At 73.2% G+C, this 26322-nt stretch carries 24 protein-coding genes and 1 riboswitch; of the genes, 13 read left to right on the top strand and 11 right to left on the bottom strand.

The features are described from left to right. Positions 1-12: 12 nt before the first annotated feature. Positions 13-951, bottom strand: coding sequence for a hypothetical protein (locus tag ACQPZK_RS02780; RefSeq protein WP_433536783.1), 939 nt, complete (start codon positions 949-951; stop codon positions 13-15). 14 nt (positions 952-965) lie between these two features. After that, on the bottom strand, positions 966-1175 hold the full coding sequence (locus ACQPZK_RS02775; RefSeq protein ID WP_422738011.1) for a heavy-metal-associated domain-containing protein: 210 nt from the start codon (positions 1173-1175) through the stop codon (positions 966-968). Positions 1176-1270: 95 nt separating this feature from the next. Between ACQPZK_RS02775 and ACQPZK_RS02770 the strand changes: the two genes are divergently transcribed. Beyond that, positions 1271-1567: a metal-sensitive transcriptional regulator gene (locus tag ACQPZK_RS02770; protein ID WP_433536782.1), complete on the top strand. Its 297-nt coding sequence runs from the start codon at positions 1271-1273 to the stop codon at positions 1565-1567. A 1-nt stretch (position 1568) separates the two neighbouring features. Here the strand turns inward: ACQPZK_RS02770 and ACQPZK_RS02765 are convergent, their stop codons facing one another. Continuing rightward, the gene (locus tag ACQPZK_RS02765) at positions 1569-3647 is read right to left on the bottom strand and encodes a copper-translocating P-type ATPase (protein WP_433536781.1); all 2079 of its coding nucleotides are present in this window, start codon (positions 3645-3647) and stop codon (positions 1569-1571) included. A 313-nt stretch (positions 3648-3960) separates the two neighbouring features. Between ACQPZK_RS02765 and ACQPZK_RS02760 the strand changes: the two genes are divergently transcribed. Then, a complete protein-coding gene (locus tag ACQPZK_RS02760) occupies positions 3961-5319 on the top strand; it encodes a YibE/F family protein (protein WP_433536780.1) in 1359 nt (452 codons plus the stop codon). A 166-nt stretch (positions 5320-5485) separates the two neighbouring features. Next, positions 5486-5616, top strand: a riboswitch (cyclic di-AMP (ydaO/yuaA leader). Positions 5617-5620: 4 nt separating this feature from the next. Continuing rightward, positions 5621-6643: a coiled-coil domain-containing protein gene (locus ACQPZK_RS02755; RefSeq protein WP_433536779.1), complete on the top strand. Its 1023-nt coding sequence runs from the start codon at positions 5621-5623 to the stop codon at positions 6641-6643. Between the two features lie 58 nt (positions 6644-6701). Here ACQPZK_RS02755 and ACQPZK_RS02750 read toward each other — a convergent pair whose 3' ends face one another. Beyond that, the gene (locus ACQPZK_RS02750) at positions 6702-7424 is read right to left on the bottom strand and encodes a carbonic anhydrase (RefSeq protein ID WP_433536778.1); all 723 of its coding nucleotides are present in this window, start codon (positions 7422-7424) and stop codon (positions 6702-6704) included. Positions 7425-7583: 159 nt separating this feature from the next. On the opposite strand from ACQPZK_RS02750, the gene ACQPZK_RS02745 reads away from it, so the two are divergent. Continuing rightward, positions 7584-7901 (top strand): helix-turn-helix transcriptional regulator, encoded by a 318-nt coding sequence (locus ACQPZK_RS02745; RefSeq protein ID WP_433536777.1) that lies wholly within the window; start codon positions 7584-7586, stop codon positions 7899-7901. Positions 7902-7975: 74 nt separating this feature from the next. Beyond that, the gene (gene mycP / locus ACQPZK_RS02740; RefSeq protein WP_433536776.1) at positions 7976-9214 is read left to right on the top strand and encodes a type VII secretion-associated serine protease mycosin; all 1239 of its coding nucleotides are present in this window, start codon (positions 7976-7978) and stop codon (positions 9212-9214) included. 52 nt (positions 9215-9266) lie between these two features. Here mycP and ACQPZK_RS02735 read toward each other — a convergent pair whose 3' ends face one another. The 6 genes from ACQPZK_RS02735 to eccCa form a co-directional block, all read right to left on the bottom strand. After that, entirely contained in the window at positions 9267-10601 is a 1335-nt protein-coding gene (locus ACQPZK_RS02735) for a WXG100 family type VII secretion target (protein WP_433536775.1), read from the bottom strand. A gap of 18 nt (positions 10602-10619) precedes the next feature. Then, entirely contained in the window at positions 10620-11183 is a 564-nt protein-coding gene (locus ACQPZK_RS02730) for a hypothetical protein (RefSeq protein WP_433536774.1), read from the bottom strand. Positions 11184-11220: 37 nt separating this feature from the next. Beyond that, a complete protein-coding gene (locus tag ACQPZK_RS02725; RefSeq protein ID WP_433536773.1) occupies positions 11221-12654 on the bottom strand; it encodes a S8 family serine peptidase in 1434 nt (477 codons plus the stop codon). Between the two features lie 117 nt (positions 12655-12771). Beyond that, on the bottom strand, positions 12772-13050 hold the full coding sequence (locus ACQPZK_RS02720) for a WXG100 family type VII secretion target (RefSeq protein WP_354855539.1): 279 nt from the start codon (positions 13048-13050) through the stop codon (positions 12772-12774). A 25-nt stretch (positions 13051-13075) separates the two neighbouring features. Then, positions 13076-13384, bottom strand: a complete 309-nt coding sequence (locus tag ACQPZK_RS02715; RefSeq protein ID WP_355049151.1) for a WXG100 family type VII secretion target — start codon at positions 13382-13384, stop codon at positions 13076-13078. 216 nt (positions 13385-13600) lie between these two features. Beyond that, positions 13601-17563, bottom strand: a complete 3963-nt coding sequence (gene eccCa, locus ACQPZK_RS02710; RefSeq protein WP_433536772.1) for a type VII secretion protein EccCa — start codon at positions 17561-17563, stop codon at positions 13601-13603. A 166-nt stretch (positions 17564-17729) separates the two neighbouring features. On the opposite strand from eccCa, the gene eccD reads away from it, so the two are divergent. Then, on the top strand, positions 17730-19130 hold the full coding sequence (gene eccD, locus ACQPZK_RS02705; protein WP_433536771.1) for a type VII secretion integral membrane protein EccD: 1401 nt from the start codon (positions 17730-17732) through the stop codon (positions 19128-19130). 8 nt (positions 19131-19138) lie between these two features. Here eccD and ACQPZK_RS02700 read toward each other — a convergent pair whose 3' ends face one another. Further along, positions 19139-20326 (bottom strand): type VII secretion protein EccE, encoded by a 1188-nt coding sequence (locus ACQPZK_RS02700; protein WP_433536770.1) that lies wholly within the window; start codon positions 20324-20326, stop codon positions 19139-19141. 148 nt (positions 20327-20474) lie between these two features. On the opposite strand from ACQPZK_RS02700, the gene eccB reads away from it, so the two are divergent. From eccB to ACQPZK_RS02665, 7 genes are all read left to right on the top strand, one after another. Next, positions 20475-22013, top strand: a complete 1539-nt coding sequence (eccB, locus tag ACQPZK_RS02695; protein WP_433536769.1) for a type VII secretion protein EccB — start codon at positions 20475-20477, stop codon at positions 22011-22013. Positions 22014-22100: 87 nt separating this feature from the next. After that, the gene (locus ACQPZK_RS02690) at positions 22101-22469 is read left to right on the top strand and encodes a hypothetical protein (protein ID WP_433536768.1); all 369 of its coding nucleotides are present in this window, start codon (positions 22101-22103) and stop codon (positions 22467-22469) included. Next, a complete protein-coding gene (locus ACQPZK_RS02685) occupies positions 22462-23745 on the top strand; it encodes a WXG100 family type VII secretion target (protein WP_433536767.1) in 1284 nt (427 codons plus the stop codon). The genes ACQPZK_RS02690 and ACQPZK_RS02685 overlap by 8 nt, the downstream gene beginning before the upstream one ends. A gap of 186 nt (positions 23746-23931) precedes the next feature. After that, entirely contained in the window at positions 23932-24288 is a 357-nt protein-coding gene (locus ACQPZK_RS02680; RefSeq protein ID WP_433536766.1) for a hypothetical protein, read from the top strand. Positions 24289-24518: 230 nt separating this feature from the next. Next, positions 24519-25316: a hypothetical protein gene (locus tag ACQPZK_RS02675; RefSeq protein ID WP_433536765.1), complete on the top strand. Its 798-nt coding sequence runs from the start codon at positions 24519-24521 to the stop codon at positions 25314-25316. A gap of 78 nt (positions 25317-25394) precedes the next feature. After that, positions 25395-25733: a hypothetical protein gene (locus tag ACQPZK_RS02670; protein ID WP_433536764.1), complete on the top strand. Its 339-nt coding sequence runs from the start codon at positions 25395-25397 to the stop codon at positions 25731-25733. A gap of 30 nt (positions 25734-25763) precedes the next feature. After that, a complete protein-coding gene (locus tag ACQPZK_RS02665) occupies positions 25764-26171 on the top strand; it encodes a pyridoxamine 5'-phosphate oxidase family protein (RefSeq protein ID WP_433536763.1) in 408 nt (135 codons plus the stop codon). The last annotated feature ends 151 nt before the right edge of the window (positions 26172-26322 follow it).

Here is a 26322-nt window from a genome sequence, read left to right as displayed (position 1 = left end):
CGTCCGATCCCGTCAGTTGTGCCCATGCCCGGGGGTGCCGTGGTCGGCCCCGCCGGTCGGTGTCGGCGCACCCGTCGCGGCCGGAGCAGCGCCGGCCACGACGGTGAACTCGGCGGTGTGCACGCGCCCGCCGTGCTGGAAGTCGAGGTAGAGCCGGTAGACGCCGGTCGAGGGCACCTCGGCGTGGAAGGTGACGGCGGGGCCGGGCGGTGTGCGCCCGTCGCCGGGCGTCCCGTCCGGGTGTACGTGCAGGTACGCCAGATCACCCCGACGCAGCGCCACCAGGTGCCCGTACGCACCCAGGTAGGGCTCCAGGTCGGTGACCGGCTGTCCGGCGCGGCTCACCGTCAGGGTGAGCGCCGAGGTGCGGCCCGGCTGCGGCGTGCCGGTCAGGGTGACGGTGTAACCGTCGACCGTGGTGCTGGTCGCCGGGGCGGGCAGCGTCCGCTCGGTCAGCTCGCCGGGAACGGTGACGTCCACGCCGAGGGTCAACGGCTCGCCCCCGGTCGGGGTGAAGTCGGCGAACGCCCGCCACTGCCCGGCACCGGCCAGCGGGTTGGCGACCCGCCAGGTGCCGTCCGGGGCGAGTTCGGGGTGGACGTGCCGGAAGCCGGACAGGTCCCGCCGGGCGACGATCAGGTGCATCCGCTTGTCGTGCGCGACGTCGTACCTGGTCACCGGCCGACCGTCCGGCCCGTCGATCCGAAAGGCGAACTCGCCGGCGGGCGCGGTGACCGGCTGGAGCGTGTAGCCCCGGTCGGAGACGAGCAGTCCGCCCGGAACGAGGTCGGCGGCCTCGCCACTCGTGGTGGGGGCCGAGGTGCGAGCCACGTCGGGCCGGGTCTGCGCGACCGGGTCGACCGGGTCGACCACCCGGCCGACCCCGTACGCCGCGCCGAAGAGCGCCGCGAGACCGAGGGTGAACGCCCCCAGCCTGGTCACCGTGGTCATCTCGGATCTCCGCCTCACGCCTCGACGAGGTCGTAGCCGGCCTCGTCGACCGCGGCCCGCACGGCGCCGGTGTCCACCGGCTGCTCGCTGCTGACGGTGACCTGGCCGGTGGCGAGGTCGACCCGCACGTCGCGCACGCCCTCGATCGCGCCCACCTCGGCGCTGACCGCGCTGACGCAGTGCCCGCAGGTCATGCCCTGGACCTGGTACGTCGTCTCGACCATCGGATGTCTCCTCTCGTAGTACCGGTACCCGGTGGGGGTATCCCGGCAGGAACGGACATTACCATACCCCCCAGGGGTACGCTATCCTCGTCGTCATGACCGCACCCACCCCGATCCGCGGGTACACCGCCAGCAAGGACCAACTGCTCGCGCGGCTCCGCCGTGTGGAGGGGCAGGTCCGGGGCATCGAGAAGATGGTCGACGACGACCGCTACTGCATCGACGTGCTCACCCAGATCTCCGCGATCCAGGCCGCGCTCGACAAGGTGGCCCTGGGCCTGCTCGACGGGCACGCCCGGCACTGCATGCACGAGGGAGCGGCCGAGGGCCGGGCCGACGAGATGGCCAGCGAGATGATGGCGGCCGTCGGCCGGCTCATGAAGCGCGGCTGAGTCACGGCTCCCGGTCCGGGTCGAGCCGAACCCGGCGCAGCAACTGCGCGTTGAGCGCCACCACGATGGTGGACGCGGACATCAGCACCGCCGCCACCGCCGGGCTCAGCGCCACCCCGGCCCCGGCGAGCACCCCGGCGGCCAGGGGCAGCGCCACCACGTTGTAGCTCGCGGCCCAGGCCAGGTTCTGCCGCATCTTGCGGTACGACGCCCGGGACAGCCGGACCACGGCGTCGACGCCGCGCGGATCGGACGACGCCAGCACCACTCCGGCGGACTCGATCGCCACATCGGTGCCCGCCCCGATCGCGATGCCCACATCGGCGCGGGCCAGCGCCGGCGCGTCGTTCACCCCGTCGCCGACCATCGCCACGGTCAGGCCGCGCCGCTGGAGTTCCGCCACCCGGCTGTCCTTGTCGGCCGGCAGCACCTCGGCGAAGACCTCGTCCGCACCTTCCCGGAAGCCGAGTTCGGCGGCGACCGACTCGGCCACCGGCCGCGCGTCCCCGGTGATCATGGCGATGGTGCGGACCCCGTCGGCCCGCAGCTGCGCTATCGCCTGGCGGGCCTCCGGCCGCACCTCGTCGGTCAGCGCGAACGCCGCGAGCACCGTGTCCGGCAACCGCAGGAGATACAGCACCACGGCGCCGCGCGACGACCAGCGCCCGGTCGCCTTCCGCAGCTCGTCCGGCAGTGGTCCACCCCGCTCGCGCAGCAGGGCCGGCCCGCCGACCGCGTACTCCGTACCGTCGACGGTGGCCCGCACCCCGCGGCCCGGCTGCGAGCGGAAGCCGGCGGCACGGGCCGGCCCATCCGGGCCGGCCGCCGCCACGATCGCGCGGGCCAGCGGATGTTCGCTGTCGGACTCGACGCCGGCGGCGATCCGCAACGCCTCGTCGCGCCCCACGCCGGGGGCCGTCACCAGATCGGTGACCGCGTGCTCGCCACGGGTCAGCGTCCCGGTCTTGTCGAACAGCACCGCGTCGACGGTGCGCATGCGCTCCAACGCCAGCCGGTCCTTGACCAGGATCCCGCTTCGGGCCGCCAGCGCCGTGGAGAGCGCGACGACGAGCGGGATGGCCAGGCCGAGCGCGTGCGGGCAGGCGATCACCAGAACGGTGACGGTACGCACCACCGCCTGGTCGGGCTCACCGAGCGCGATCCAGACCAGCAGGGTGAGCACGGCGGTACCGGTGGCCACGTAGAACAGCGCGGCGGCGAACCGGTCGGCGAGCAGTTGGGCCTGCCCACCCGAGCGCTGCGCCTGCGCGACCATGCGCTGGATACCCGCGAGCGCGGTCTCGTCGCCCAGCGCCTCGACCCGGACCCGGATGGCCGAATCGGTCGCGACCGTGCCGGCCACCACCCGATCGCCCGTGGACCGGGCGACCGGACGCGACTCGCCCGTGATCATCGATTCGTCCAACTCCGCGTCGCCGTCGACAACCCGGCCGTCGGCCGGCACCCGACCCCCGGGTCGGACCAGCACCACGTCGTCGACCCGCAGCTCGTCGACCGGTACGCGCTCGACCTCGCCGTCCGCCGCCACACGCTCGGCCTCGTCGGGCAGCAGCGCGGCCAGCGCCGCCAGCGCACCCCGGGCCTGCCCGATGGCCTTCATCTCCTGCCAGTGGCCGAGCAGCATGATGGTGACCAGCGCGGCCAGCTCCCACCAGAAGTCCAGGTCGAAGGCGCCCAGGCTGGTCGCCAGCGACGCGGTGTACGCCACGGTGATCGCCATCGCGACCAGCAGCATCATGCCCGGCGCGCGGTCCCGGATCTCCCGTACCGCGCCGACCAGGAACGGCCAGCCACCCCAGAGGAACACCACCGAACCGAGTACCGGCCCCGCCCAGGAGCGACCCGGCACGTCCAGCCGGAGCCCGAGCCGGTCCATCACCAGGTCACTGGTCAGCACCACCGGCACGGTGAGAACCAGGCAGACCCAGAACCGGCGACGGAACATGGCCGGGTCGTGCCCCGCGTGCTTGTCGTGGCCGCCGTGCTTGTCGTGGCCCGCGTGCTCGTCGTGCATGGCGTGCTCGTCGCGAGGTCGGTGATCGGTGGGGTGCTCGGGCATGACTCCACCATCGCGCTCCGACCGGGGCAGTGTCAGCGGTTCGACTCCCCCGACACATCCGCACGACCTGCGGCCCCCCGTCGCACTGGTTAGCATCGTCCAGCGATGACCCACCGGATCCCGCCGCCGAGCCGGGCGACGATGCCGCCACGGCGCGGCCCCGTACCGCGCCGGCCGGGCCGCTTCATCACTCTCCGTGATTGCCGCCTCGCCAGTCGGCGAGCCGACGCGCTCATAACCGCGTTCGTCCGGCGGAGCTGAACCGCACAGCCCGCCGGCACGTACCCCGCACCGGATCGTTGGGAGTCTCGCATTGGGTTCCGACCACAGCCATTCCGCTCGACCCGCACCGCCTCGGGTCCGACGGATCCTCGTCGCGACGGTGGTGCCGCTCTTCGTGGCCACCGTCGTCGCCGCCGTGGTGCTGTGGCCACGGGACGGCGCACCGCAGAGCGGCGGTGGCGCGGACGTGCCCCGCTACCACGGCACGGTGACCCGGGTGGTGACCGAACCGTGCCCGCCCTCGGCAAGCCCGGAGGGCTCGCCGACCAGCGGGCCGTGCGGCACCGTGGACGTACTCCTCGACGACGGGCCGCGCGCCGACCAGCGGGTGAGCACGCCCGTCCCCGCCGGGCCGGGTGCGCCGCGGGTCGAGGTGGGCGACGACGTCGTCCTGGTCGAGCTGGCCGACCCGACCGATCCCGCCACCAGCACCTGGAACATCGCGGAGCACCAACGCGGGACGCCGCTGGTGTGGCTCGTGGTCGTCTTCGCCGCCGCCATCATCGCGTTCGGCCGGTGGCGGGGCCTGGCCGCGCTCGCGGGCCTGGCCGCCAGTTTCGCCATCCTGCTCACCTTCGTGCTACCGGCCATCGGCGCGGGCCGGTCCCCACTGCTGGTGGCGGTGGTCGGCGCGGCCCTGATCATGTTCGTGGTGCTCTACCTGACACACGGAGTTACCGCGCAGACCTCCGTCGCGGTCCTCGGCACCCTGGGCAGCCTGGTGCTCACCGGCGTGCTGGCGACCATCGCCACGGCCACCACCCAGCTCACCGGCTTCGGCAGCGAGGACGCCACCACTCTCTCGATGTTCCAGACCAATGTGGACCTGCGTGGCCTGCTGCTCGCCGGGATCATCATCGGCTCACTCGGGGTACTCGACGACGTGACCGTCACCCAGGCCGCCACCGTCACCGAGCTGGCCAACGCCAATCCCGGGCTGAGTCGACGGCAGCTCTACCGGGCGGCCACCCGGGTCGGCCGGGCGCACATCGCCTCCACGGTCAACACCATCGTGCTGGCGTACGCGGGCGCGTCACTGCCGCTGCTGCTCCTGCTCACCGCCGACTCGCGCCCCATCGGGCAGATCCTGACCAGCGAGTTCCTCGCACAGGAGATCGTCCGCAGCGCGGTCGCCACGCTCGGCCTGATCGCCGCCGTACCCCTGACCACCGGGTTGGCCGCAGTGGTGACCGCGGCGGGATCGACGGCCATGCCCGACGCGGACGCCTCGCCACCGCGCCCCCGCGCGGACCGCACGGAGGCGTTGGCCGCTCTCAGTTCCCCGCCAACGGGTCGGGCCGACGGGCCCGACCCGCAGCGGGACGCACCCCCATCCACCGCCACCACCGGGTGGCCAGAGCCGAACAGGAGCACGGATACGGCATGGTGACACTCCTCAGCGTGACCGGATCGGGCACCCGCCCTGAGAACCGCGTCACTGGTCACTCAACGCCATGGCGAAATGACGCTTTTAGTCGGCATCAGGACGTAGCTCAGGCGGTGGACTCTCGGGTAACCTCGCTGCCGGTCACCGACGAAGGCGCGCAGCGGCGCCTGCGGTGCCACCGCCCAATCGCCAACCGGCGAGCCGGGGACCCAGGTACGTGGGGTGAATCCGCGACAGCGGTAGGGGCCACTTCCGCCCCGAACCCGTCAGCTAACCCGGTCGGCGGTCGACGGAAGGGAAGATTGTGACGGCACCCCTACGCCGCTGGTTGACACCCGTGGTGGCCGTGCTTGCTGCGCTGACCGTGCTCGCCGGGCCCCTCCCGGCCCACGCCGCCCCGACGCCCCCCACACCCTCCGGGCACGAGGAGGACGGCGACGAGCCCAAGCTGCTCACCGACGTCATCGAGCAGACCAACCGGGACTACGTGGCGGCCAAGTCCAAACTGGACAAGTCGAAGAAGCGGCAGCTCGAACTGGCGGTGGAGGTCGACCGGGCCAAGGCGGACCTGGCCGCGCTGGCCCCGCAGGTCGCGCAGATCGCCGCTCAGTCGTACCGGACCGGACGGGTCGGCGCGATAGCGATGCTGCTGGAGAGCGACGCCCCCGACTCGTTCGTCCAGCGGGCCGCGGCGCTCGACGAGATGAACATGGTCAACGAGAAGAAGCTCGCCGAGGTCAACGCGGTGAAGGCCCGCGCCGAGCAGGCGAAGCTGGCGCTCGACGCGGAGGTACGCGAGCAGCAGAAGCAGACCGCGCTGATGGCGAAGGACAAGCGGGACGCGGACAAGGCGCTCGCGCTGGTCGGCGGTAAGGGCTTCACCGGCGGTCTGGTCGACGCCACCTCGCCGGTCGCCCGGATCGGCCCGGGTCGCACCGCCGACGGTGACTGGAAGCCCCAGTCGTGCAGCGAGAAGGACCCGACCACCTCCGGCTGCGTCACGCCGCGCACGCTGCACGCGTACAAGGAGGTCAAGCGGGCCGGGTTCAACCGGTTCGTGGGCTGCCACCGCAACGGTGGACCGTACGAGCACCCGAAGGGCCGCGCCTGTGACTGGTCGTTGCAGAAGAGCGGCTTCAGCCCGTGGCACAACAACGACACCCGGATGTACGGCAACAACGTGGCCGCGTTCCTCATCCGTAACGCCGACCGGCTCGGCATCTACTACGTGATCTGGAACAGGCAGATCTGGTTCCCGGCGACCGGCTGGAAGTCGTACAGCGGGCCGTCGAACCACACCGACCACGTGCACATGTCGCTGCTCTGATCCGACGCCCAGCAGTGCGAGGGCCGTCCCGCCGTCCGGCGGGGCGGCCCTCGGCGGGTCAGACGGCGGCGGTCGCGGCCGGGTCGCCCGAGGGCTCGTCGCCCGTGGCGGCGCCGGCGGGTACGGGGGTCACGGGTCGCACCACCCCGGCGGCGAGCCGGTACGACATGCCCACCACCGCGCACCGCCCCCGCGCCACCTCGTCGGCCAGCACGGGCGACTGCCCGAGCAGCGTCTCGACGGTCTGTGCGATGTGGATGTCGACGATGCCGTCGATGTCGTCCACGCCCTCGGCGGTGGCTCGTCGGAGGCTGGGCAGCACCGCGTCGACCACCGCCGGAAGATGTCCCGGGGGCGCGACGCCGGTGGCGGCCGATTCGCGGGCCGCCTGCACCGCGCCGCAGGAGTCGTGGCCGAGCACCACCACCAGCGGAGTGCCGAGGACGGCCACCGCGTACTCGACGCTGCCCAGCACCTCGGGCCCGATGGTGTGCCCCGCCGTGCGGACGACGAAGAGGTCGCCCAGCCCGCGGTCGAAGATGATCTCGGCGGCCAGGCGGGAGTCGGAGCAGCCGACGATCACTGCGAAGGGGTGCTGCCCGTCCGCCACGGCGGCCCGGTGCCCAGCATCCTGGTTGGGGTGGCGCGGCTCTCCGGCGACGAAGCGACGGTTGCCGGAGAGAAGCTCGGCGTACGCTCGGGCCGGCTCCGTCGTGATCGACGCTCGATCGGCGGCCCGCTGCGTGCCCGGCTGCCCGCCGGGCGTACCGGAACGGCTCATCCCCGCACCTCGTCTCCACGCGTTTGACCTGCTCAACGGCCTTTTCAGCCGGGCCGGCGGTGGGCGCTGGCTCGCGCTCAACGGTCACACGCACCGCAAGATGCGTCAAGATATGCGTGATTTAGATTTCATACGTTGACCCGGAAAGGCAGCCCCACGATGGCGAGCACGGCGGCCGGCGCCGGCCGGAACTGGACATTTCTCACCAACCACGGGCACGTGCTGCTCGCCATCGCTCGCGACCCCACCGCCCGGCTACGCGACGTGGCGGCAGAGGTGGGCGTCACCGAGCGGGCCGCCCAGGCGATCGTCGCCGACCTGGAGGCCGAGGGTTACCTGAGTCGTACCCGGGTGGGGCGTCGCAACGAGTACACCCTGAACCCCGCCGGCCGGTTCCGGCACCCCGCCGAGGCCGAGGTGCAGGTCGGCGACCTCCTCGCGCTGTTCACCCCCACCCCCGTCGACGACACTCCCTGACGACCCCCGGCGCCCGGACGTCGGTCGGCGTCCTCGGGCCGCTGCCCGACGCGCCACAGCGGTAATCTCTGCGGGTGCGCGAATGCCTGCCGCCGAGCGCGACCCAACCGCCCCGCCGTACCGTGCGCGCTGTCCTCAGTGGAACGTTCGCGGCCCTGCTCGGGGTCACCCTGGCGGTGACCCCCGGCGTGCCGGCGGCAGCGGCGGCCCCCGTCTGCGGCCCGCCCGGCGAGGACGCCCTGGCGGAGATGCCGTGGGCGCTGCAGCGGCTGGATCCGGTCTCGGCCTGGCCGATCTCGCGAGGCGCCGGGGTGACGGTGGCGGTCATCGACTCCGGAGTCTCGGCCATTCACCCCGCCCTCAAGAACCAGGTGCTCCCCGGGCGCGACTTCAACAACCTGACCGACTACCGAGGCCAGTGCGACCTGGCGGGCCACGGCACGATGGTCGCCGGCATCATCGCCGGCCAGGACGGCACCGGGGCTCCGTTCAGCGGTATCGCACCGGCGGCCCGCATCCTGCCCATCCGGGTGCTGCCGAACGCCAAGGGCACCAACGACGAGGCACTGCCCGGGCAGATCGCCGCCGCCATCGACTGGGCGGTCGACAACGACGCCGACGTGATCAACCTGTCGCTGGTGACCCTGCCCCGACCCGAGCTGGCCCGGGCCGTCGAACGTGCCCTCGCCAAGCGGGTGATCCTGGTCGCCGCCGCCGGCAACCGGCAGGAGACGCAGGAGGACAAGCCGGCGTACCCGGCCGCCTACCCGGGCGTCATCGCCGTCGCCGGCGTGGACGAGCAGGGCGGGCACGTCGGCACCTCGGTCAGCGGCAGCTACGTCGACGTCGCCGCGCCGGGCCTGAACATCGTCGGTCCCGCGCCCGGTGGGTCCGGCTACCGTGCCGAACCGACGGGTGGCACCAGCTTCGCCGCCGCGTACGTCTCGGGCGCGGCCGCGCTGGTCCGGGCCGCCTACCCGGACCTCACCCCGGAGCAGGTCGCCGACCGGCTGGAGCGTACGGCGGACAACCCGCCGCAGGGACGCAACGCCGAGGTCGGCTACGGGGTGGTCAATCCGTACCGGGCGGTGTCGAGTCTGCTGGGCACCCGCGCCAACCCGCCGGTCGGCGCGCTCGCCGCGCCCGCCCCCGAAACCGACCCGCTGAGCTGGCAGCGCACCGCGGCGATCTGGGCGGCCGTGGTGGGCGCCCTGCTCACCGTCCTGCTGCTGATCACCCGGCCGATCGTGGCGCGCGGCCGCCGACGCGGCTGGCGGGCCAGCCGGCGCACGGACGAGCCGGTCACCGGCTGAGCCCGGTCCCGGCGCTGGCGCGGTCGACCGCGCCAGCGCCATCCCGCAACGCTCAGCGCAGGATGCCGGCGGTGCCGCCGCCGTCCGCGCCCCACACGTCCTCGTCCTCTTCCAGCCAGGTGTTGCGGACGGTGTCCTCCTCGCCGTAGCCGGCACCGCTGCCCGCGCCCGCCACGCCACCGGCGCCACGCGCACCCGCACCACGCCCTCCCGGGGCCGCCGCGCCACGACCGGCACCACCCCGGCCGGCGCCGCCACCACCGGCGACGCCGCCCATACCGGGTGCCATGCCACCGGCCAGCTTGCCGCCCGCGCCGAGCCGACCACCGGCGCCCCGGCCGCCACCGCGACCGGCACCAGCCGCGCCGCCACCCATCATGGGGCCCATACCCGGGGAGACCGCCCGACCCAGCGCGCCGCCACCCGCCAGAGCGCCGACGCCTCCCCCGGCGCTGCCCAGGCCGCCACCGCCGCCGCCGAGCCCGGGGGAAGAACCCAGGCCGCCGGAGCCGAGGCCGGAGCCCAGCCCGGGTGCACCGCCGCCGCCCGCGCCCGCGAGGCCGCTGCTGAACTCGTCGTCCACGCCGCCGACGCCCGGAACACCACCGGTGCCCGGATAGTCACCCGTGCCGCTGTCGTACCCGCCGGAGAGGTCGGGGTGGGTGCCGGACCCGCTGGGCAGGTTGCCGGTACCCGGCATGTCGCCGGTGCCGATCGAGGGCGTTGCGCCCAGGCCACCACCGCCGCCACCGCCGCCGATCTTCGGCACACCGCCGCCGCCACCGCCACCGCCGCCACCGGTGTCCAGGTTGGGAACCTCGGTTGTCGGGGTCTGCCGGCCAAACGGGTTGGCCTCCCCCGGCGTGCCGGGGGCGATGGCCTGGTAGTCGCCGCTCACCTGCTCGTAGACCCGGGCCGCGTCCTCCGACTGGTCGTTGATCCAGTCGGCGATCGCCGTCACCGGGTCGAACCAGCCGAGGAAGTCCGGCGAGACCTTGGCCTCGAAGAAGCCGACGCCGAGGGTCAGCTTGGCGTTGCGCGCCTCCAGCACGTCGTTGACGCAGGTCGCCGGAACCGGGAAATCCCGCTGGGCGGCGGTGAGCTTGTCAGCGGCGGACTTGAGCGACTGGACGATGCCGGTGCCCTTCTCGGCGTCCGCCACGATCTGCCCGGTGTCCTTCGAGATCTGCTCGACGTGGCCCTTGAACGCCTCGTACGCCGGGCCCTTCCAGGTCGTGCCCAGATCCTTGATGTTGGTGTCGAGGCTCTGCTTGACGTTGTTGAGATTCTTGATCAGTTGTTCCCAACCGAGGGCGGCGCTCTCCACGTCGCCCGGCCGGCCGTCGATGACGACCTTCTGGCACATCTCTTCCCAGCTCAGGCCCATCTGCCGTCCTCCCCCGTCCTAGCGCCCGTCGCCATTGCCGGCCACGTCGCCGAAGACACGCTGCATGTCGGCGGCGGACATCCTGTTCTGCTCCTCCGCCGTCTCGTAGTTCTGCTTGACCTGGCGCAGCGCCTCCGCCGCGTCGTACAGGCTCTGCGAGAGCTTCCGGACACCGGACTCGGTGCCCTGGTAGAGCCCCTGGTGCTTGGCGGCCAACCGGGCCGCCCAGTCGAACCCCCCGAGCGGGCTGGGTTGACCGCCGGCCCCACCCGCCACGCCGCTGGTCGCGCCACCCATCAGGTCCTGGATGTCGACCATGTCGTAGGAGAGCTTGTTCAGGTACGCGGCATGGGTTTCCAGCCAGGTGATGGCCGAGTCCAGGCTGGTCGCGTCCCACTCGGTCTTGACGCCGGCCTCACCGGGCGCGGCAATCAGGCCCTCCGGCGTTGCGGCGTGGTTGACGTTGTCGATTTCCAGGCCGGTCACGGCCAGACCCGACGTCGGTATCCCGCCCACCGGGACCGGAATGTAGAGATCGTCGTTCACGTACCGTTCCGGCTGGGTGGTCCTGTCGTCCGTCATCGGTCCCCTCCCCGAAACCCTGACTGGTGGTGTGCGCTCACGGCTGCTGATGCGGGCCGGGCGGCGGCGGGGCCGCGCCCGGCCAGCCGGACTGGCCCGGCGGTGTCGCCGGAGCGGTCGGTGCCGGCGAATAACCCTGCGTGGGATGGCCGGGCGGCGGATACCCCGGTCCCGGCTGGCCCGGCGGCGGACCGTACCCGGGCACGGGTTGCTGCGGCGGGCCGTAGCCCGCCGGTGGCGGCTGGTTGGCGGGCCAGCCGGGTGGCGGCATGCCGGGTGCGCCCGGGTACGGGCCGACGGCGGCCGGTGGTACGCGCCGCTTGCGGCGTCGCAGCACCACGAACAGCACGATCAGCCCGATGATCGGCACACCCAGGCAGAGTCCCGCCTGGACGATCGCGCCGGTCTTGTTCGAGACGCCGAACTCGACCGCCGGACCGTCGTCGTCGCCCGGCCGGGTCGCGCCGCCGGCCCGGGTCGGCCCGGCGGCCTCGCCCTTGAGCAGTGGATTCGCCGTCACGGCCGGCACCGAGCGGGTCAGCGCGGCGACCGGGTCGACCCGGCCGAAGCCGAACTGCGGGTCCCGGCCGGCCGGCCCGGCGTCGCGGGCGGTCTCGATCAGGCGGCTGATCACGTTGGGCGCGTCGAGCTTCGGGTACTTCGCGCGAATCAGTGCCACCACCCCGGAGATGATGGCCGCCGCCGAACTGGTGCCGCTGCTCAGCGTGTAGCCGTTCGGCGAAACCGCCTTGGGCGCCGGCGCGATGATGCTCTCCATCGGACTCGCGATCACGACCTCCGGGCCCTGCACCGAGCCCGCGAAGAAACCGCCGCGCTTGTCGAAGCCGGAGACGGCGATGACGCCCGGAATGTTGGCCGGTGCCGTGACCTCTCGGTCACCCTGCTCGACGTTGCCGGCGGAGGCGACCACCACGGCGTCCTTGCTCAGCGCGTAGTTGATGGCGTCCGCCAACTCCGGCGGAGCCGTCCCCTCGTCGCCGAGCGAGAGGTTGATGACGTCGGCGCCGTTGTCCGCGGCCCACCGGACGCCCAGCACCACGTCCTGGCCGTCGGTGTCGGCGCCGGTCGAGACCGGGAGGATCTTCGCGGCCGGGGCGATACCCAGCTCATGCGTCGTGCCACCGCCACGCCCGGCGATGATGCCGGCCATCGAGGTGCCGTGCCCCTTCTCCTTGTCGTCGTCCCGCCGGCCATCCCGGGCGGCCGTGGCGTTGGTGCCGTGCCCCGCGAGCACCTGGCCACGCAGGTCGGGATGACTGGCCTCGACTCCGCTGTCGACGACGGCGACCGTGACACCCGCGCCCTTGGTGATCTGGTGTGCGGCCGGGATCTTGAGGTAGTCCAGGTACCACTGGAGGCCACGGACCGTGTCAGCGGCCCGGGCCGACGCCGGCGCGACGGTCACCGCGGGGGCCAGCGCGGCGCAGAGCGCCAGCGCGGCCGCGCCCACGGCCCGTGTCGATCGGAAAGGCTTCCCCGTACGCATCGCTCTCCCGTATCTCGCCGACACCAACGCAATGCGGCTCCGGACCGGTCGAGCCGGACCGGAGCCGCATCGGTGATTGTGTCAGCCCCACACCTTGGAGTTGCTCATCTCGGTGGAGACGTAGTTCTCGCGGGCGATGCCGACGGCACCACCGATCTCGTTCAGGATCCGGTTGATGTCCCGGACCGACGAGTCCCACTTCGCCTGGTGCTGCTCGTAGGCGGTGCGGTCCTCGCCCTCCCACTGGAGCTTGGACAGCATCGACCGCAGCGTGTCGAGCTTCTCGTCGATGGTCTTCGAGATGGCCTGCATCTGCTGGTTGCTGCTCTCGAGGACCGCGTAGTCAACCTTGATCGTCACGACTTCCTCCTCTGCTGGCTACGGATCACGGGTTGAGAGCAGAGTGGAACTTGTCCAGCATCTGCTGCTGCTCCTCGTCGTTGACCTGGTGCGTCGTACCCGACTTGTCGAGCAGGTCCGCGATGTTGTCCATCGCGGTCAGCAGACTCACGGTGTCCTCGTTCCAGCGAGTCATGAGCGACTGGAACCCCGTGGACGCCTGACCCTTCCACGCCATGGCCAGGTCGTCGACCACGTTCCACAGCTTCTTCAGCTCGCCGTCGACCTCGCTGCGCGTGGACCGCACGTCACTCGCGGCGGTATGCAGAGTCGCAGCTTCGACCTCGAACGCCATGCTTCACACCCTTCCGTCATGTTGTGTGGCGGCGGCTCTGCCGCGCCCCTCCCCCGCGGCAAGGCAGCAACACCCCACCGACGGACACTCCACCAGAGACGGTAGCGGAATCGGTCCAGCCACCGCAGCCCTGACCGGGGCCGTTCGATGGATGATGGTGGATCGGGCCCGGTCGGGTGACCCGTACCGGTCGGCACGGGCACCCGAATGGCTCGATCAGGCCGGCTCGGACCAGGCGGTCTGAATGAGCTGCTGACCGTCGCGCCGCCGGACGAGCGTGCCCCGACCCGGCGGCTGCGGGCTCGGACGCAGAGTGCCGAACACCGCGCCCTCCTCCCGGTTGCCGGACATCAGCAGGCCGGGTGAATCCAGCTCACGCAGACGTTGCAGCACGGGCTCGTAGAGTGCCCGGGCCACTCCGCCGACCCGACGGGTGATGATCAGGTGCAGGCCGATGTCGCGCGCCTGCGGCAGCAGCTCGTGCAGCGCGCTCAGCGGATTGCTGCCGCCCGAGGCCACCAGGTCGTAGTCGTCGACCAGGATGTACAGGTCCGGGCCCTTCCACCAGCTACGGTCCCGCAGCTGGGCGGTGGTCACGTCCGGGCCCGGCAGGCGGTTGGACAGCGCGCTACGGATCGAGGCGAGCCCCTGCGCGAACGCCTGGTTGGACGGCGCGTAGTCGAGCAGGTGATCGCCCTCCACCGCGCCCAGCAGCCCACGCCGGTAGTCGGCGATCACCAGCCGGGCCTGGGCGGGCGTGTACCGCTCGGTGATACCCCGGGCGACGAGCCGCAACAGGTTGGTCTTGCCGCACTCGGCGTCCCCGAAGACCGTCAGGTGCGGCTCGTTCGCCAGGTCCAGGTAGACGGGCGCGAGCGCCGACTCGTTGACACCGATCGGCAGGCCGGGCGCCGACCGGTCGATGACGCGGGCCAGCTCGGACACCGGCAGGCGGCGCGGCAACAGCCGTACCTTGGGCGCGGGACGTCCCGGCCAGTTCGCCGCCACGTGCCCGGCCAGCGCCACCGACGCCTCGCTCAGGTCCTCGATGTCGCGTCGACCGTCGATCCGCGAGATGGCCGTGAGGAAGTGCAGCTTGTCCCGGGTCAGGCCGCGACCGGGCGACTTCTCCGGCACGTTCATCGCCGAACGCCGGTCGATCTCGGACTCTGCGGCGTCGCCCAGACGCAGCTCCAGCTTGGTGCCGAGCAGATCCCGCATGTTGATCCGGATCTCCGCCCACCGCACCGCCGTGAGCACGACGTGCACCCCGAAGCCGAGACCCCGGTTGGCGAGCGTCGTGATGGTCTGCTCCAGCTCCTCGTAGTCCTGGCGCAGCGTGTTCCAGCCGTCCACCACCAGGAACACGTCGCCGAACGGGTCGTCGGCGAACTCGCCGGCCGCCCTGCGTCGTCGGTAGCTCGCCACCGAGTCGATGCCGTGCTGGGCGAAGCGCGTCTCCCGTTCGTCCAGCACCGCGACCACCTCGGCCACCGTGCGGCGCACCGCCTCGACGTCCCGTCGACCGGCCACCCCGGCCATGTGCGGCAGCCGTTCCAGGCTGCGCAGCGCGCCGCCGCCGAAGTCCAGGCAGAAGAACTGCACCTCACGGGGCGTGTGGGTGAGCGCCAGGGAGGCCAGCAACGACCGCAGCATGGTGCTCTTGCCGCTGAGCGAACCGCCGACGATGACCACGTTGCCGCCCGCGCCGGCCAGCTCGACCATCATCGGATCGCGGCGCTGCTCGTACGGGCGGTCCACCACGCCGACCGGCACCGTCAGGCGTCCCCGGCCCGGCCAGGACGCCGTGCACAACCCGTAGGTCGGGTCGACGGCCAGCGGGCCGAGCAGCTCGCCCAGGCCCGGCGGGTCGGCCAGCGGCGGCAGCCACACCTGGTGGGCCGGCCGGCCCCGCCCCTTGAGCTGGTCGATCAGCACGTCCAGCATGGCCACGGCCTTGCCGTCGGCCGGCTGCTCCGGCTCCGGCGCGGTGTTCACCGACACCTGCGGGACCTGCGCGGGGACGAAGGTGACGCCGTACGGCACGATCCGACGCTGCACGAGGGCCTGCGACGCGGAGGCCTGCTGGCCCGGCGCCCGGTACGGCCCCGAGACGTACGCGGCCCGGAACCGCAGCATGGTGTTGGTGTCCGTCTTGAGGTAACCGTGGCCGGGGGCGCTCGGCAGCTCGTACGCGTCAGGTACGCCGAGCACGATCCGGCTCTCCACCGCCGAGAAGGTCCGCAACCCGATCCGGTACGACAGGTGCGTGTCCAGACCCCGCAGCTTGCCCTCCTCCAGCCGCTGCGAGGCCAGCAACAGGTGCACACCCAACGACCGGCCCAACCGACCGATCATCACGAACAGATCGATGAAGTCCGGCTTCGCGGCCAACAACTCACTGAACTCGTCACAAATGATCAACAAGCTCGGCATCGGCGCCAACGGCTCCCCCGCCGCCCGCGCCTTCTCGTACTCGAACCGCGAGACGTAGTTACCCGCCGCCCGCAACAACTCCTGCCGACGCACCATCTCACCGGCGAGCGCGTCACGCATCCGGTCCACCAACGGCAACTCGTCGGCCAGGTTCGTGATCACCGCGCTCGTGTGCGGCAACGCCTCCAACGACGCGAACGTCGCGCCACCCTTGAAGTCCACCAGGACGAAGTTCAACTCCTCCGACGAATGGGTCACCGCCAGCGCGGCCACCACCGTACGGAGCAGCTCGCTCTTGCCGGAACCGGTCGCGCCGATGACCAGGCCGTGCGGGCCCATGCCCTCGTGCGCGGACTCCTTGAAGTCCAGCTCGACCACGTTGCCGTCCGGGCCGACACCCAGCGGGATGCGCAGCCGGTCGCGGTGACCGCGCGGCCGCCACGTCTGGTGCACGTCCACCGCGGCGGCGTCGCCGACGCCGAGCAGGTCCGGAAGCTCCATACTGCGAGCCAGCGGCTCCTCGCTGCTGGTCTGCTGCTGCGACAGCCGGTACGGCGCGATCTGCCGGGCCAACCCCTCGGCCGCCTCGGCGGAGAGTCGGTCGGGGCGGCCCAGACGCGAGGTCGAGTTGCCCCGGATCAGATCGAGCGCACTGCCGTCGCCCGCGTCCAGGCAGAGCAACCATCGGCCGGCGTCGCGCGGAACCGTCCCGGACAGGTCGACCAGGGTGACGCCGAGCAGACCCTGACCCACCAGTTGGCAGGTCGGGGAGATCTCGCCACCGTCGACCACCACGACGAGGTGCGGCGCGGTGGTCAGCGGCTTCGCCTCGGCCGCGAACCGAGGTCGTCCGGCCAGCTCGGCGGCGAGGGAGCTCTCGGCCTCGGCCAGGCTGGCGAAGACCAGGCGACGCGCTCCGGCGGCGTCCGTCCGACCACTGTGGTGGGCGTGCGGCAGCCACTTCACCCACTCCCAGGCCGGCTGCCGGTCGGGCGCGGCGACCACGGCGATCACCAGGTCGTCCGGGGCGTGGAAGGTCACGAGCTGGCCCAGGGCGGCCCGCGTCAGGTCGAGCACCGGCTCCCGGTCACCGCGCAGCACCACCCGGCTGAACGCGCGGATCGACAGCGCGGTCGGCAGGTCGGGCACGGTGGTGTGCGCGCGGACGAACCGGCGCAGCGCGATCGCGCTCATCGGTTCCAGGTCCTCGACGGGCTTGGTCTCCGGCGGGACGATCTCCACGGCGAGCCGCTGCGGGCCCAGCGCGATCCGCGTCTCGCCGAAGTCGGGCTCGGTGATCCGGCGTTCCCACAACCGGCGGGACGCCGCGATCGACCAGAGCGCGTCGGGCTCGGGGTGCCGCCAGTCCATCGCGTCCCGCTGCTGGGCCGCCGCACGCCGGGTGCGCTTGCGCATCTGCGCGAGGTAACGCATGTAGTCGCGGCGGTCGGCGTTCAGCTCGGCCTTGTCGTTGCCGCCGTTGCTGAGCGAGCCGATGGCCATGCCGAGCATCGACACACCGAAAAGGCCGCCGGCGACGTACGTCATCATGCCGCCGCCCCGACCGGCGTAGAGGAACGCCATCGCGCCGACGCCACAGACCATCGGCAGGATCATGAGCAGCTGCCCCATCCCACGCGGTGTCGGCTCGGGCAGCTCGGGCGGGGATTCCAGCACCACCTCGCCGCGCGGCAAGGCCGGCCCCGGTTGGCGCGGAGGTCGGCGGAACACCACCGTGCTCACGGCTGTCTCCTCCCCAGAAGCGGCCCTGCCGTCGTGCCGGCGCGGCGCGAAGCTCGCGGGTGGGCACTGTACGTGCCCGTCATCGTAGGTAATCTCCCGTGGGCGCGGTGCACCCGCACCGATGCGCCGCGGCCCGCTGATCGTAGATGGACACCAGGAGGCCACTGTGGCTACGAAGTCGGCGACCGGCGGTCTGAGCCGGATCACCATTGTGGCCCCCCGTACCCGGATGGACCTGGCGCTGCCGTCGGACGTACCGATGGCCGACCTGCTGCCCACCCTGTTGCGCTACGCCGGGGAGGACCTGGCCGACGACGGGGTACGACACGGCGGCTGGGCGCTGTCCCGCCTGGGCGCGGCACCTCTGGACGGTGGTCGTACCGCCGCGCAGCTCGGTGTCCGCGACGGCGAGGTGCTGTACTTCAACCCGCGATCGGCGGCCGCCCCGGAGATCGTCTTCGACGACGTGGTGGACGCGGTCGCCACCGCCACCACGCAGCGGCCCGGGTCCTGGCAGGTCGACGCGACCCGGTCGTTCTCCGTGCTGTTCGCGGCGGCGGCCTTCGGCGCGGGCGCGGTGGCGGCTCTCTTCACCGGCCCTCCGCACCTGCCCGCCGCGATGGCCGCCCTCCTGGTCGCGGTGGCGCTGCTGGTCGGCGCGGCGGTGCTCGCCCGGGCCGTGGGCGACAGCCGGACGGGCTCGGTGCTGGCGATGGCCGGGCTGCTCTACGCCGGTACGGGCGGCCTGCTGCTGCTCGCCGGTGACCGGAAGCTGACCGAGTTGGCCAGCCCGCACGTCCTGCTCGCGGCCACCGCCGTGGTGGTTGCCGGGGCGGTGGCCGTGCTGGCCGTCGGTGACGACCGGTACCCACTCTTCTTCGCCGCGATCGGCCTGGGCGCGGCGACCGGCGTGGGCGCGCTGCTCTGCCTGCTCCTCGGCATCGACGCCGCGGCCGGTGCCGCGGTGGTGGCAGCCGTCGCCTTCGGCATGGTGCCGGCGCTGCCGATGGTGGCCTACCGGCTGGCCCGCCTGCCGGTGCCGTCGATCCCCACCGGTCCGGAAGATCTGAAGACCGACAGCGAGACGGTGGACGGGCGGCGGGTGCTCGAACGCAGCGACCGCGCCGACGCGTTCCTCGCGGCTCTGCTGTGGACGGTGTCGCTGCTCGTACTCGGCGCGGAGCTGGTGCTGGCCCTGGACGGCAGGCTGGCAGCCGTGCTGCTGTGCCTGGTGCTGGCCCTGTTGTCGCTGCTGCGGGCGCGGCCGCTGCTGGGCCGGGCGCAGCGTGTCCCGGTGCTGCTCACCGGCACCGTCGGGCTGGGCCTGGCGGCCGCCGCGACGTTCGCGGGCGGCGCGCTGGCGACCCGGCTCGGCCTGATCCTCGGCGGGCTGCTGCTGGCGGCCGTGGTCAGCCTGATCTACGGCCTGTCCGTCGCCGGCAAGCGGATCTCCCCGGTGTGGGGTCGACTGCTCGACATCGTCGAGATCCTGCTGATCATCGCGTTGGTGCCGCTCGCCGTCTGGGTCTGCGGCATGTACGACTGGATCGTCAACCTGCGTCCCTGACGGGACCGTCAGCGGGGCTGCCGGCGGCCGACCCCGCCGAGCGCCGAGGCGACCGGCGCACTCGCGTAGACACCCGGCCCGTGCTCGCCGTCCATCGGCCGGGCCGGCGTGCCGGCCCGTTGCGCCATGTCCCGGACGACCTTGACCAGCGCCTCGACGTGGTTGTCCATGGCCGCGACCCGCAGCAGCGGGGGCGCCACGCGTCCGTCGGGCGACACCGCCGCCGCCACCGTGTGCGAGGGCGCGGACGTGGCGGTGATCGCGTCCACCAGCGGGCCGAGGGGCGCGCCCGGTCGACCCCGCAGGGTCAGGCAGCGGTGCGTCCAGCCGCCGCCGCGCAACCCCGACCAGGTCTCCGTCGGTGGCTCCGGCACCAGGTCCAGTCCGGCGGCCGAGACCACCGCGGCACGCAGCTCGTCGCGGCCCAGCGGCCGGTGGGACAGGCCGGCCGCCGTCAACGCCTTGCCCAACCGGCCGATCCCGGCGGCCAGCGTGCGGTGGACACCCGGCAGGCCGCCGCCCCGGCTCACCGTCTCGACCCGTGCGTCGCGGACCGTGAGCCGCAGCGCCACCCAGACGCTACGGTGTGCCGCCGGTGGCGCGCCCGCAGCCGGGTACCAGACCAGGGTGTGCGCGACCACCTGGGCTCGGGAGACCGGCGCCGAGAAGTCGGCGAGCACCCGCAGCGCGCGGTCGACGGTCGACGCCTCCACCGAGCCGACCGCGGCGCCGCCGGCCGGCTGCAACGCGACCGCCGCGAACCAACCCTGGTCGTCCTGCCCGATGCCGAGCCGGGTGCCCCGGTCGGTCAGCTCGATCACGCCCAGCTCGGGCGCCAGCGCGGCCAGCCGCGGGTCCGGAGCCGTACCGCCGGCCAGGGCCGTGGCGGCCCGTTCGCCGCGCCGACGCATCCGGCGGCGCAGCAACACGTCCTCGAACCACCAGCGACCACCCCGCCGGGCGAACGCGGACAGCACGACCACCGCCGCCACGACGGCCACCGCCGCGAGCAGCCAGCCCGGACCGGCCGTCGCGGCCCAGACGGCGAGGGCGCAGACCTCGAGTACGACGAGCTGGCCGACCAGCACCGGACCGATGCGACCTCGACCCGGCCGGTCGGCCGCAGGAGTGACCCGCGCCGGAGCACCGGACGGCGTGGTGACGGCATCCGCGGGTGGCGCCTGAACCTGCGTCATCGCTGACTGTCCCTCCTGGACGATACGGCCCTGTGCCGAGGTGGTCCGGCGGTGGCCCCGAGGACCGGCCGTCGGCCCCTTATCGTAGGGAAGCCCGCGACGGCACCCCGAGGACATCGTCGCGGATCCACCCCGCCGGAGGTAAGTCATGCGGACCCGCCGCGATCAGGTGCAGGCGTACCGCTTCGTCACCCGCCGGATCGTCTCCGCGCTGCTGTCGGGTGACCCGGAGACCACCAACCTGCCGATGCGACGGCTGGGCATGGCGGTCTTCGGCAGCGTGATCGCCGCCGCCGTGGTCCTCGGTGGCGTGGGCGCGTACGGCCAGTTGACCGGGAACACCGCCCCGCTGGACGAGAACACGCTGGTCATCGAGCGCGAGACCGGCGCCACCTACGTGTTCGCCCAGGGGCAACTGCACCCGACCCTCAACTACGCCTCCGCCCGGCTGATCCTGAACGAGCCGGACCCCACGGTGCGCACCATGTCGCAGGCGTCGCTGCGGGACCGGCCACGGGGCCGTACCGTCGGCATCGTCGGCGCACCCGACGCGCTGCCGGACCGCAAGTCGTTGACGGGCCTGCCGTGGTCGGTCTGCGACGTGCCCGACCCGGTCGACCCGCGTCACTCCACCACGCGGGTCGTGATCGATCGGGCGCTGCCGGGCGGCACACCGCTCGGCGACCGCGCGGTGCTGGTCACGGTGGACGGTCAGCGGCATCTGCTCGCCGGCGACTCCCGGCTCGAGGTGCGCGGCGGCGACCAGGCCGTCGCGGCGCTGCGGATGACGGGTACGGCTCCGTTGCCGGTCGGGCAGCAACTCCTCAACGCCGTACCGGCCGGGCCGCCGCTGCGCAAGCCGTCGCTGCCCGACATGGGTGAGCGCAGCGGGTTGAGCGTGGCCGGCCGGCCCGCCACCATCGGCCAGGTCTTCCAGGCGGCCGGGCAACACTACGTGCTGGCGCGCGAGGGTCTCGTCTCGATCAGTGAGATCACCGCGCTGCTGCTCCTCAGTGGCGGCGGTCGGATCACCGACATCACACCCGATCAGGCCGGGCGTCTCCTGACCGAGCAGCGGCTGGACGCGGACGGGATGCCGCGGACACTGCCGTCCCTGTATCCGGCCCGGGCCGGACAGACGCTGCTCTGCGCGACGTACCGGGAGGGCAACGCCGGTGGCCCGCCGACCACCACGTTGGAGGTCTTCGACCGGGTGCCGGCAGAGCTGGCGGGCACCGAGCCGGGGTCGGTACCGGTACGCCAGGGCGCCCGGGACGCGGTGCGTACGGCCGAGTCGGTGTTGCTGCCCGGCGGCAAGGGCGTGCTGGCCCAGGCGGCACCGGGCGCCGGCAGCAGCGGATCCGGCGCCGCCGGCGCGACGGTCTACCTGATCAGCCCGCAGGGCGTCCGGTATCCCATCGGTTCGCCCGAGGCGCGGTCCGCCCTCGGCTACGACGGGGTCACCCCGCTGGCGGTGCCCGGCTCGCTGCTCGCGTTGATCCCGACCGGGCCGACCCTGGACCAGGAGTCCGCGCTCGCGCAGTTCGCGCCCGGTGACGCGGAGGCGGTCACGCCGTCCTCGCAGTCGACTCCGCAGTCGACCTCGCCGACACCCGGCACGAGCGCCCCGGCGAGTGACGGCACTGGTGGCGGAGCCCTCGAGGGATCGACCGGCGCCGACGACTGAGCCGTTCGGACGGGTCGCCCCGGCTCGCGGAGGTGGACTAACCTGGGTCCGCTGACGGTTGTCAACCAGAACGACGGGGATGTTGCCATGACCGGGCGTACGGAAGTCGACCTGCTGTCCCTTGAGGACTTCCACCAGCACCTCGCCTTGCGGCTCAGTCAGGCCGAGTCGGTGCTGCGCAAGCTCAACACCGAGATGCAGTGCAGTCCGCCGGCCCTGGGCTCGTTCGACGACGCGACACAGAATTCACGCCGCTACAGCGAGGTCCACCAGTCGTACGTGGAGCAGGCCGAGCGGCTCCGGCAGGCGGTGCAGGCGGCGCAGCAGGCGACCGGCACCATCCTCGCCAACTACCGCACCGCCGAGGCGCGGAACGCGGCCAACGCCACCGACATCACCGCGGCGCTGACCGGGGTCGACCGGGCGTTGCAGCCGAAGGGGGACGGGCGTGTCTGAGTACACCCAGCGTTACCAGGGTCGGAGCCACCAGGAGCTGTACGACGCGGTGATGGCCGGCAAGCCGGAGCAGATCGAAGGGATCGCCGCCCAGTGGGCCGCCCTCAAGGGCATCCTGGACGGTCTCGGGCGTGAGCTGAGCGGCGACCTCGACAAGCTCGGCAACACCTGGACGGGCCCGGCGGGGCGGGAGTTCCAGCGGCGGCTGGCGCTGATCGTCGACCACTCCGACGCCCTGGGCGAGGGCATGTCCGGCGTCAAGCAGGGGCTCACCATGATGGCCGGCCAACTGCGCGCCGCGCACAAGAAGGCGGAGAGCCCCGAGGAGACCGACGACAACGACCAGGCCATCTCGGGCGCGCTCAAGGGCGCGGCCTTCGGCCTGCCCGGAGCGGTGGTCGGCGGCATCATGGGCCACCAGCAGGACAAGGAGGAGCAGGAGAAGGCGCACCAGCGGATGGTGAACCTCGTGGCCGAGCTCTCCGCCGGTTACGACCTCTCCGCCTACGAGCGGGTGGTGGACCCGCCTCCGCCGGATGTGGAGACGCCGCGCACGGTCAACGACGACCGGCCGACGCCGCGCAGCGGTCCGGCCAGCACGACGCCGTCGGCCGCTCCGACCGCCACCGGTCTCGACGCGCACCGGGGCGACGCGACCATCGGGACGCCCGACGGCGTGGCTCCTCCGCCGACCGCCGGGGGCGACTCTGTTCCCGGCCACGACGGCGGCACGTCGGTCGTCGTCATCGGGGCGGAGGGCCCCGCCGGCGACGAGGAGGGCACCACGTCCCTCGCCGGCGCGGACCCGCTGGTCAGCGGTGCTCTGCTCGCCGGCGGGGCGGCCGGGCTGGCCGGCCTGTCCGGGCCGACCACCATGCCGGCGAGCGCCGGTGGTGGCCCGAGCCTGCTCTTCGGGGCACCGGGCGGCGCACCGGCCGGCGGGGTGCTGCGCACCTCCGCGCTCGCCGGCTCCAGCAGCACACCCACCACGTCGGCCCGGCCGACCGGCGGCGCCGCCGGGGCCGAGAGCCGTTCGGCCAGCGGCGTCGGGCGGAGCATCGACGGCCGGCGCGGTGAGCCCGCTCGGGCCGCCGCAGCCGGCCGGCAGGGCCTGACGGGCAACGGCCGGGCCGCCGGCCGTCCCGGCGTGCTCGGCGGTCAGGGCCGCCCCGAGGACGACGAGTCCGACGACCGGCTGACCTGGCTGACCGAGGACGAGATGGTGTGGCGGGACGGCGGGGATGCCGCGCCACCGGTGCTCGGCACCGGCGGCTGACCGCCGGCCACCGCACACGATCCCCGGGTGACCCCCGCCGGAACCACTCTGGCGGGGGTCACCGCGTTTCGGCGGTCGTGCCCCGTACGGCTCGACACCGTCCACTGTGTCGGCGGTGGTCGTGGTCACTCCCGTTGTGCCCACCGTCGTGCTGCGCCGCGCCCCGCCGGGCGATAGGTTGGTCGGGTGTCGTCCGTAGCTCTGATCCGCCCGGCCCGCTGGGCCGTGCTGCGGTCGCTACGGGAGCTGACCCGGCTGGCGGTCACCGCGCTGGTGCTCGCGGTCGGTCTCGGCGGCGCTCTCGCCGCCACCCCGCCGCCTGCGGAGGCGCACCTGCGCCCGACCGCCGTGAGCAGCCGGGTGGACACCGTCCGGCCCGAAGCCGCACCGACCGTCGAGCGTACGAGCCGGCCGGTCCCCGCCCCACCGGCCGACCGGGACGCCGTCGCACCGGCCGGCCCGATCCTCGTGGTTGCGGAGCAGGCGCCGGCCGGCGTGCCCGTCCACGGCACGCCGCCCCGACGCGGCCCGCCCGCCCGCTGACCCCGGCCCGCCGGGTCACCCACCGCTTCGTCCGACCCGCCTCCGGGTCGTCATCCGGGTGACCGACGCGCAGCCCACCCGCTCGGCGTCAGCCCAGCGACGGTTCTGCGCCGCGGCCCGCCATCGGAACAGAGCTCACCCCGACCACGCAGCCCGACGCGTCGAAGCGCCGGCCGGGCCCGGTCGGGACCCATCCCTCGACATCGTCTTCAGACCGCGAGGTACTGATCATGCAGACCGTCCTCTCCGCCGTCCTGCCCGACGTACCCCGGGCCGCCGCCATCTGGCTGAGCCTGCTCGGGGTGGTCGTGTTCGCCGTCGCCGCGCTCCTGGTACGGCCCGGCCGCCTCCGCCTCGACCCGACCGCCCGCATCCGCGACGCGGCCATGCCCAGCCACCTCGAACAGGTGCAGGAGCAGCGGGAGCAGAGCCGCTACGCGCAGGAGATCGCGGTGGCCGCCGAACGGGCCGCCGCCACCGCCCAGCGCCGACGGGCCGAGTGGGTGGCCGCGCAGGAGACCGTCGAGGCCGCCTGGCAGGCGTTGGAGGCGGCCGAGGCGGGCGTACGACGGCTCGGCGCGGCAGCCTCGATGCCGTTGCCGCAGACCGCCCGGACTCCCGCCGAGTACGCCGACCGCGAGCGCTACCTGCATCGGGCCGCGCTGGACGCGTACTGGCGGCGGGAACTGTCCGTGGAGCAGCTCAGTGACGTGTTCGCGCACCGGGACGGCTGGGATCCGCGGCTGCACCCCGTCGAGCAGGAGCTCGTGCTGCAACGGGCCGTTCGCGACAACCTGGCGGCCAGGCACGCCGCCGCCGTGGAGATCGAGCAGGCCGCCTGGCGGGCCGCGGAGCTGGCCGTGGCGGCGGCGCGCAGTCTGCGTACGGAGGTCCACGCGGCCACCGGACGGCGCCTGGCGGAGTCGGCCTCGGTGCTGCCGCTCAGCGAGGTTCTCCGCCCTGCCGTCGAGCAGACCCGGGAGAACGCGGTGGTCGCCCGCGGTCGGGCGGCGGTCCCGGCGTTCTGACCCGGCAGCGCGGCTCGCGCTGTTCACCCGGGACGGGCGTTCCGGGCCGGTTCGGCGTCGGTGGGTTAGCGTGACGGCATGTCCCGACAGTCGTGGGTCCTCGTGGTGGTCGCCGGCATCCTGGCGCTCGCCACCCTGGTCGGCGCGGTGGTGCTGGCGGTGCGTGTGGTGCGGACGAGGCGGCTGCTCAGCGGGCTCGGCGCGGGCGGCAAGGTGGCCTTCTACGGGGCGTTGATCTACACGATCTTCCCGGTGGACATCCTTCCGGACCCGATCTATCTGGACGACATGGGCGTCCTGGCCGGCGCGTTGATCTACCTCACGCGGCTCGTGCACAAGCGCCGGGCGGCGGCCGGTCGCCTGCCCGGGCAGCCGGATGGTCCGCCCACCTCGGACCGCACCCGCTCCGTACGATGATCAGGTTTGGCACTTAGGACGGGGACGCACGTGGCCGGTGATCATCGACTGGACATCCACGACGACCGGGTGGCTGCCTTCTGCGCCGAGCGGCACCTCGCGACGCTGACCACCCTGCGCGCCGACGGCACCCCGCACGTGGTGCCCGTCGGAGTCACCCTCGACCCGGCGGCCGGGCTGGCCCGCGTGATCACCTCCGGCACGTCCCGCAAGGCTCGACGGGTGGCCGCCGCCGGCGCGGAAGGCACTCCGGTGGCCGTCTGCCATGTGGACGGCCGGCGCTGGTTGACGATCGAGGGCCGGGCGGTGCTCCGATCGGACCGGGCCGCCGTGGCGGAGGCGGAGCGCCGGTACGCCGAGCGCTATCGAACCCCGCGCCCGAATCCGGAGCGGGTGGTCATCGAGATCACCGTGACGGGACTGCTCGGCAGTCTCTGACGTCCGTTAAGTCGCTTATGTCTGGTTGAGCGGGGCGCAGGCTGCACGCGGAATCTCCCACCGTCGGCGGTCGTTACGCCAGGTCACGCCGCCCGCAACGGCAGCCGGCGGCGGAATGCCGCCCGGAACAGGGCCGTTACGTCCCCGGTAA

Origin of the sequence: Micromonospora sp. CA-249363, from assembly GCF_050950185.1 — a bacterium.
Taxonomy (GTDB): Bacteria; Actinomycetota; Actinomycetes; order Mycobacteriales; family Micromonosporaceae; genus Micromonospora.
This window is presented reverse-complemented; position numbering and strand designations above follow the sequence as displayed.

Coding starts and splice junctions, on each gene's coding strand:
- ACQPZK_RS02775 (WP_422738011.1), bottom strand. CDS start 1,175: ATGGTCGAGACGACGTACCAGGTCCAGGGCATGACCTGCGGGCACTGC.
- ACQPZK_RS02745 (WP_433536777.1), top strand. CDS start 7,584: ATGGCGAGCACGGCGGCCGGCGCCGGCCGGAACTGGACATTTCTCACC.
- ACQPZK_RS02670 (WP_433536764.1), top strand. CDS start 25,395: ATGTCCCGACAGTCGTGGGTCCTCGTGGTGGTCGCCGGCATCCTGGCG.
- ACQPZK_RS02730 (WP_433536774.1), bottom strand. CDS start 11,183: ATGACGGACGACAGGACCACCCAGCCGGAACGGTACGTGAACGACGAT.
- ACQPZK_RS02700 (WP_433536770.1), bottom strand. CDS start 20,326: ATGACGCAGGTTCAGGCGCCACCCGCGGATGCCGTCACCACGCCGTCC.
- ACQPZK_RS02735 (WP_433536775.1), bottom strand. CDS start 10,601: ATGGGCCTGAGCTGGGAAGAGATGTGCCAGAAGGTCGTCATCGACGGC.
- ACQPZK_RS02780 (WP_433536783.1), bottom strand. CDS start 951: ATGACCACGGTGACCAGGCTGGGGGCGTTCACCCTCGGTCTCGCGGCG.
- ACQPZK_RS02690 (WP_433536768.1), top strand. CDS start 22,101: ATGACCGGGCGTACGGAAGTCGACCTGCTGTCCCTTGAGGACTTCCAC.
- eccB (WP_433536769.1), top strand. CDS start 20,475: ATGCGGACCCGCCGCGATCAGGTGCAGGCGTACCGCTTCGTCACCCGC.
- ACQPZK_RS02750 (WP_433536778.1), bottom strand. CDS start 7,424: ATGAGCCGTTCCGGTACGCCCGGCGGGCAGCCGGGCACGCAGCGGGCC.
- ACQPZK_RS02765 (WP_433536781.1), bottom strand. CDS start 3,647: ATGCCCGAGCACCCCACCGATCACCGACCTCGCGACGAGCACGCCATG.
- ACQPZK_RS02770 (WP_433536782.1), top strand. CDS start 1,271: ATGACCGCACCCACCCCGATCCGCGGGTACACCGCCAGCAAGGACCAA.
- ACQPZK_RS02715 (WP_355049151.1), bottom strand. CDS start 13,384: ATGGCGTTCGAGGTCGAAGCTGCGACTCTGCATACCGCCGCGAGTGAC.
- ACQPZK_RS02675 (WP_433536765.1), top strand. CDS start 24,519: ATGCAGACCGTCCTCTCCGCCGTCCTGCCCGACGTACCCCGGGCCGCC.